Source organism: Salinivibrio sp. PR6, from assembly GCF_001995955.1.
Lineage (GTDB): Bacteria > Pseudomonadota > Gammaproteobacteria > Enterobacterales > Vibrionaceae > Salinivibrio > Salinivibrio siamensis.
In genome coordinates this window covers 233370-239522 of record NZ_MUFA01000002.1, presented here as the reverse complement: position 1 = coordinate 239522, position 6153 = coordinate 233370, and the positions used below count along the sequence as shown (strand labels likewise).

Genomic DNA, 6153 nt, shown 5'->3' with positions numbered 1-6153 from the left:
CATGTATTGGCATACACTGTGCGTCTCGCTTCAAAACTCACTGCGCATAGCTCGCAATGTAATCATCAAAGCTGATATGCGTAAGACTTTGATGAGACAGAATTGGTGCGGAGTGGTAGTTCAGTTGGTTAGAATACCGGCCTGTCACGCCGGGGGTCGCGGGTTCGAGTCCCGTCCACTCCGCCACTATTTATAGGGGTATAGCTCCAATTGGCAGAGCAGCGGATTCCAAATCCGCGTGTTGGGGGTTCGAATCCCTCTACCCCTGCCACTCGAAAAGCACTGACATCCGTCAGTGCTTTTTTTTGATCTATTCAAACAAGTCTTCTAATAGTTTTTGGCCACAAATTGGCTTGGGCCTGTTGCATCGGGCTGGTGACTGAAACAAAGCTCATAGGCAAATGCCGTGGTATGCATTGGCTCTGTTCGGCTCTCACTGTGATATTCGACTTCCACAATCACTCTCTGATACCCCGACCCCTCAAATGCATCAAGTTTAGGTAGAAAATGGGATAAGTCCTCTGCTTTTAAAAGCCAACCCTCAACGCGATCATTGACAGAATCGCTGAGCTCAATGCCGGGATAACCTGAGGCCGATCCCCAACCACGGTCGGTGCGTATTGCTTGTATACTCGCAGGGAACCACTGACCATGGACTTCCGCGAGCACATGGTGATTTGTGCCTTCTGGACACAGGGTTCCGTATACGAAGAGGTTGTTAAGCATAGGCGTCGCTCCATGAATGCACTTTGTTATTATTTCTTTTCTATCCTATCTCTGAGTTGAAGCAAGCAGCAAGTAATAAGTCAGTGCAACCACTTGTATTTCAGCCTTCAGGATCGCAAAATCGGCGCCCATTCTAGTAACAACCTATACTCACACTGGCAAGCGTTATGGTGGTGATCAAGCAATGAAAAAACGTATTGGCAAGGTAGTGGCATGGGGCAGTGCTATTTTTGTCCCTGCTGCGGTGATTGGTGTCAATGGCTACTTCACCGTGCCTGACAGCACCCAGCTCCATACAGTGTCTGGTATACATCGCCAGTGCGTTGATTACACACATTCTTCGCCGCTTGACGAACAAGGCCGTTTTTCTTTGTTGGTGTGGAATATCTATAAACAGCAGCGCCCTCAGTGGGACACGGCGTTAAACCAGTATCATCAACCTCACCGTTTGATGTTGTTGCAAGAGGCAAGCTTTGGTCCACAATTGGCGCGTTGGATCACGCAAGCATCATTGCACTATGACCAAGCTTATGCGTTTGCGATGCAAGATGCTGTTGCAGGGGTGATGAACCTTTCCAAAGTGAACCCTTTGCACAGTTGTGCGTATACTGCGGTCGAGCCTTACCTGCGCCTTCCTAAAAGTGCTTTGTATAGTGAGTACCAGCTCTCCAATGGACAGCGCCTTGCGGTGGTGAATATTCATAGCATTAACTTTACTTATGCAATGGCCGCTTATAAGAAACAGTTGGCGGCATTGGAGCAAGCTTTGGCGCGTGTCGAAGGGCCTATTATTTTAGCCGGTGATTTTAATACTTGGTCTCAACGGCGGTTAGACGCGGTGAGAGCGATGGTTACGCGCTTGTCATTACAAGAAATGAGTTATCACCCCGATGAGCGAATGACTAAATTTGGGTTGCCGTTGGATCATGTTTTCTACCGTGGGTTATCGGTAGAAAAGGCGAGTGCGATAGATAATGGTGCCTCCGATCACGCAGCGATAGAGGCACAACTGAAAGTGACAGGATAGAGGCAACGAGGGGAGCCCCCTCGCTGAACTTTCCTAGCTTAGTGCTATAACGATGGCCCAACTGGCAAAAACGGCAACCCAAGGCAGGGTAGCGACGACAATCGCTTTGCCATGATTGAGAGGTGTCCAAGTGCCGATAACCGTAATGCTTAATACCCAGTACCACGGGAGCAGTAGTGGTAAGCTTGCTGCCCATGCACTCCATGAGGAGGCGAGCGGCAATTTTAGCAAGCCATTAAGACTATTTAAGTCCGCATGAGCCGGCAAAATAAAACCGGATGATAAAGTCATATTGGTATAGCTTGCTAAATCGCCTACGACGGCGGGCAAAAAGATAAAGCAAGAGGCCGCGAGCCAGTGACGATAGCCAAAGTTAGGGGCTTCTTGTTTGGTGGCTAACCGAAACCACAGTGCCAAGGCAAAAATGACCGCCGCTCGGCCAAACCAATCTCCGAGCACTTCAGAGGCAAGAAGTGTTTCACGTTGTAACCACTTTTCAGCGTCTGCAGGTGGCATCGATAATTGTTGCGCGAGTGCTTGCTGAAGCGTGGCAAGGTTGGTGTGATCAAAATAAGCACTCCAAAATGCAATAGCGCTTAGGCACATAAGCAAATAAGCCAACCAACCCCATACCGGGCGCTGGCTTAATGCAGCAAAGCACGCACTGGGACGAAGGACGATGTCTCTTAAGGCGAACAATGGATTGGCTGAAGCTTGCATCATGAGCCGCTACTCCGAGAAATGTCGATATGCAGTGTTAGCTTTTGACCTGGTTGGATATACGCGTTTTGGCGTAACTGGTTCCATTTAACCAGCTCGGCGACTGATACATTGTAGCGTTGTGCAATACTGCTCAACGAATCACCTTGTCGAATTCGGTAGGTAATCGTGCGGATGCGACGTGCATCCCCCTCTTTATCCCAAACGACCAACTTCTGGCCAATGCTGAGGGTGTCGCGAGGACTCATGCCGTTCCACTTAGCGAGCTGACGATAATCAACGTCATAACGACGGGCGATTGTCCAAAAGCTGTCGCCTTGGCGAACTGTGTGGGTGCGCTTGTGGCCGTCTCGCTCCGCTGCTTGCAATGCTGCGAGGCGCTGTGGTGCGCTTAGCGTATATTGTGATTCATCTTTCAGCGAAACAGGGATCATCAGGCGCTGACCCACGCGAATACGTGAGGAGTGGAGTTGGTTAGCACGTTTTAATACTTTGACGGTGGTGTTGTACTCAGCCGCGATTTCACTCAGGCTATCACCTGACTTCACCGCATAACGTTCCACACGAAGCCCTTGGTTGTCATTTTTAGCCAACTCAGTATTAAAGCGTTCCACATTTTCGTTGGGCAACAATAAGTGGGTGGGGCCTGATGGTGACGTTGCCCAATGGTTATACGCAGGGTTAAGGCTTTGTAGCTCAGAAACACTTAAACCGGCATAGTTAGCCGCGAGAGCGAGATCCATTTGCATCTTAGGATCGACCAAGGTCAGTGCTGGCTGGTTAGGGATCGCAGGGACCTCTAAGCCATATTGATCTTGATGGCGTAGTACATCGCCAAGTGCAATCAGCTTAGGCACATAACTGCTGGTTTCTTTGGGGAGATCCAAATGCCAAAAATCGGTGGGTTGGCCGCGTTGCTTGTTGCGACGAATAGCACGAGCCACGCGTCCCTCGCCGGAGTTATATGCAGCGATAGCGTGTAACCAATTGCCATCAAACATGCCATGCAAGTACTCGAGGTAATCGAGCGCTGCATCGGTTGATTGCACCACATCACGTCGGCCGTCGTACCACCAATTTTGTTCTAGGCCAAAACGGCGGCCGGTTGCTGGGACAAATTGCCAAAGGCCAGCAGCCCGGCCATGCGAGTAAGCAAATTGATCAAACGAGCTTTCTACGACTGGAAGCAATGCCAGCTCGAGTGGCATGTTGCGTGCTTCGACTTTCTCTACGATCAGGTGCAAAAATGGCGTGGCGCGCTCAGCGACCGTGGCAAGGTGATTAGGGTACTTTAAGTACCAATTACGATAACGGCGCACCGAGGCGTTATCAGGTACTGGAAGCGAAAGCTGCATACTGATGCGTTGCCACACATCATTCTGTTTTTGCGGGGAAAGTACCGTAGGCGTCGCGGGGGTGGCTTTCTTGGGCGTCTCTGCGGCTTTATCAGGCGAGCGCGTTGTTTCTTTTGCGACAACGGGCGGTGCCTCGGAGGCGATATCCGTATTTTGAGCGTCGCCGATAGACTGACAGCCGCTCAGCAACAGCGTGCTCAATATAATAAAACGGTACTTCATTGCATAAAACCTTCGTCCAAAATAGCCGATGATGATAGGGGCTGGCCTCATTGATGACAAGAGACTCAGCTCAAAATTCGTCCTTCCACTGACGCAGCGCACGGAAAACGGCAAGCTCGTCGTCGGCAGTGGTGCGACCTACGACCGCTTGAATGACCGTCGGCTCTTGAGTGCGCAAAAATGGATTAATGCGCTTTTCTCGCTCTATGGTACTGGGGAGCGTTTGCTTACCTTGGGCGCGTAAGCGGTTCACTTCTTCCCGGTATAGATGTAATGCATCGTTTTCAGGCTCCACAGTCAGCGCAAACGCGACATTGGCGGCGGTATACTCATGGGCACAATACACTTGGGTTTCGATGGGGAGCGATGCCAGTTTTTTCAATGAGTTGAGTGATTGTTCAGCGGTGCCACCGAGTAAACGGCCACAACCGGCTGAAAACAATGCATCGCCACAGAACAGCTTACCATCGCCGACAAATGCAATGTGATCGTCGGTGTGACCTTCGACACCGACGACCAAAAAACGATGGTCAAAGACATCAATTTGGTCACCGTCACCAACCGCCATTGAACGTTGAGGTATCGGGTGAACATCTGGGCCGATCACTTTGGCGCTTGGCGCATAGCGTACAAGATCGTCAATGCCATTGGTGTGATCCCAATGGTGGTGTGTGATAAGAATGCACGATAAAGTCAATGAATTCGCTTTGAGGTAGTCAATAACCTGACTTGCCTCACCCGGATCGACCACGGCGCAGCGATTATCTTCACTAATAATGAGCCATATGTAATTATCGTTAAATGCAGGTATGCTTTTTACATGAAGCATTGGGTTCTCCAGCGATAGAATGAGCCTTAATCAATGAAACCAGCGCGCATAGAACATCAGTTTGACTATCCCTATACGTGGGACCAAGTTGCTTACGGTGATTGGGCGCGCACCCAATTGCAAACTCGGCTGGATGAATGGTTGCCGACCTTATTTGGCTACCATTTGCTGAAATTGGGCGGCTTAAGCTGCGAGCTAGTCAGTGAACAGTGTAACATTCAACACCAAGTCTGTGTCGACCAACATAACCCAATTCGCAATGTGACCGCGACACATTATGCCTTGCCATTTATCGAGAAATCTTTTGATGCGTGTGTACTAGCGCACCAACTTGATTATAGCGATGATCCGCACCGTTTATTACGAGAGGTTGATCGTGTGATGATTGATGACGGTTGCTTGATCATATCGGGTGTTAACCCCGCAAGCTTTATGGGCGTAAAAAAAGTGCTACGTGGCAGGCATCAACAGCTTCCGTGGGGGGGACGGATGTTTTCACCTCTTCGCGTTAAAGATTGGTTGAGTGTCATGAACTATGAGGTGGTTGAGGCGCACCAGATGGGACTGTGGCCGACTCATCGACCCAGTGCCCGCCATGCTTGGGTAGAGAGTAGCGCCAGTATGGTGACACCTGCGCTTGGGTCCATTTATTTGATCATTGCGCGTAAGCGTAGCTACCCACTAAAACCCATTAAGCCTCGTTGGAAACTCAAGCAAGCGGTCTCACCGCTGGGCGGCGTTGTTCCCAACGGCGGCTAGAAATAGGATTAGTCTGCAGGCTGATAGCCTTCATCGATCTCGGTAGGGTGGTTGGCAGCGTCGCGCGCGAGCTCATCACAACGCTCATTTTCCGGGTGTCCAGCGTGGCCTTTCACCCAGTTCCAGGTGATTTGGTGCTTAGATGCCGCTTGATCAAGCTGTTGCCATAAATCGGCATTTTTCACCGGTTTCTTATCCGCCGTCTTCCATTGGCGTTTTTTCCAATTATGGATCCATTGGGTGATCCCTTGTCGAACGTACTGGCTGTCTGTAGTGAGAACCACGTTACAGCTTGTATTAAGCGCATTTAAGCCGACAATTGCCGCCATTAGTTCCATGCGATTGTTGGTGGTGAGGGTGAAACCGGCACTCAAGGTTTTTTCATGTTGTTTGTAGCGCATCACCACACCATACCCGCCCGGCCCCGGGTTGCCGAGACAAGAACCGTCTGTGAAAATTTCTACCTGCTTGGTCATCTTTGATACTATTGGCTATTCATCTGAGCCAAGTTTGAC

Annotated in this window: 7 protein-coding genes and 2 tRNA genes; 4 read left to right on the top strand and 5 right to left on the bottom strand. The window is 50.1% G+C overall.

Annotated elements, in window-relative coordinates:
* Positions 1-109 precede the first annotated feature (109 nt).
* Together BZG72_RS02710 and BZG72_RS02705 are read left to right on the top strand one after the other, a co-directional pair.
* Positions 110-186, top strand: a tRNA-Asp gene (locus BZG72_RS02710).
* An 8-nt stretch (positions 187-194) separates the two neighbouring features.
* A tRNA-Trp gene (locus BZG72_RS02705) sits at positions 195-271 on the top strand.
* 56 nt (positions 272-327) lie between these two features.
* On the opposite strand, the gene BZG72_RS02700 is transcribed toward BZG72_RS02705, so the two are convergent.
* A complete protein-coding gene (locus BZG72_RS02700) occupies positions 328-726 on the bottom strand; it encodes a gamma-glutamylcyclotransferase family protein (protein ID WP_077578633.1) in 399 nt (132 codons plus the stop codon).
* A gap of 184 nt (positions 727-910) precedes the next feature.
* Between BZG72_RS02700 and BZG72_RS02695 the strand changes: the two genes are divergently transcribed.
* Complete coding sequence (locus BZG72_RS02695) at positions 911-1753, top strand: endonuclease/exonuclease/phosphatase family protein (RefSeq protein WP_046073781.1); 843 nt, start codon at positions 911-913, stop codon at positions 1751-1753.
* 33 nt (positions 1754-1786) lie between these two features.
* Here BZG72_RS02695 and BZG72_RS02690 read toward each other — a convergent pair whose 3' ends face one another.
* The 3 genes from BZG72_RS02690 to gloB all read right to left on the bottom strand — a co-directional run bounded on the left by BZG72_RS02690 (position 1787) and on the right by gloB (position 4879).
* Entirely contained in the window at positions 1787-2476 is a 690-nt protein-coding gene (locus tag BZG72_RS02690) for a YIP1 family protein (protein ID WP_338013040.1), read from the bottom strand.
* Positions 2473-4050 carry a LysM peptidoglycan-binding domain-containing protein gene (locus tag BZG72_RS02685; RefSeq protein ID WP_108743010.1) on the bottom strand — a complete coding sequence of 526 codons (1578 nt, stop codon included), beginning with the start codon at positions 4048-4050 and terminating at the stop codon, positions 2473-2475. Before BZG72_RS02685 ends, BZG72_RS02690 begins: the two co-directional genes overlap by 4 nt.
* Positions 4051-4120: 70 nt before the next feature.
* Positions 4121-4879 carry a hydroxyacylglutathione hydrolase gene (gloB, locus tag BZG72_RS02680; RefSeq protein ID WP_046073779.1) on the bottom strand — a complete coding sequence of 253 codons (759 nt, stop codon included), beginning with the start codon at positions 4877-4879 and terminating at the stop codon, positions 4121-4123.
* A gap of 33 nt (positions 4880-4912) precedes the next feature.
* Between gloB and BZG72_RS02675 the strand changes: the two genes are divergently transcribed.
* Entirely contained in the window at positions 4913-5638 is a 726-nt protein-coding gene (locus BZG72_RS02675) for a methyltransferase domain-containing protein (RefSeq protein ID WP_077666005.1), read from the top strand.
* Between the two features lie 8 nt (positions 5639-5646).
* Here BZG72_RS02675 and rnhA read toward each other — a convergent pair whose 3' ends face one another.
* Positions 5647-6114: a ribonuclease HI gene (gene rnhA / locus BZG72_RS02670; protein WP_077578630.1), complete on the bottom strand. Its 468-nt coding sequence runs from the start codon at positions 6112-6114 to the stop codon at positions 5647-5649.
* Positions 6115-6153 lie beyond the last annotated feature (39 nt).

What these genes read in the sequence shown, in the direction of transcription:
- BZG72_RS02695 (WP_046073781.1), top strand. Translation starts at nt 911, where the DNA reads ATGAAAAAACGTATTGGCAAGGTAGTGGCATGGGGCAGTGCTATTTTT.
- BZG72_RS02700 (WP_077578633.1), bottom strand. Translation starts at nt 726, where the DNA reads ATGCTTAACAACCTCTTCGTATACGGAACCCTGTGTCCAGAAGGCACA.
- BZG72_RS02685 (WP_108743010.1), bottom strand. Translation starts at nt 4,050, where the DNA reads ATGAAGTACCGTTTTATTATATTGAGCACGCTGTTGCTGAGCGGCTGT.
- gloB (WP_046073779.1), bottom strand. Translation starts at nt 4,879, where the DNA reads ATGCTTCATGTAAAAAGCATACCTGCATTTAACGATAATTACATATGG.
- BZG72_RS02690 (WP_338013040.1), bottom strand. Translation starts at nt 2,476, where the DNA reads ATGATGCAAGCTTCAGCCAATCCATTGTTCGCCTTAAGAGACATCGTC.
- BZG72_RS02675 (WP_077666005.1), top strand. Translation starts at nt 4,913, where the DNA reads ATGAAACCAGCGCGCATAGAACATCAGTTTGACTATCCCTATACGTGG.
- rnhA (WP_077578630.1), bottom strand. Translation starts at nt 6,114, where the DNA reads ATGACCAAGCAGGTAGAAATTTTCACAGACGGTTCTTGTCTCGGCAAC.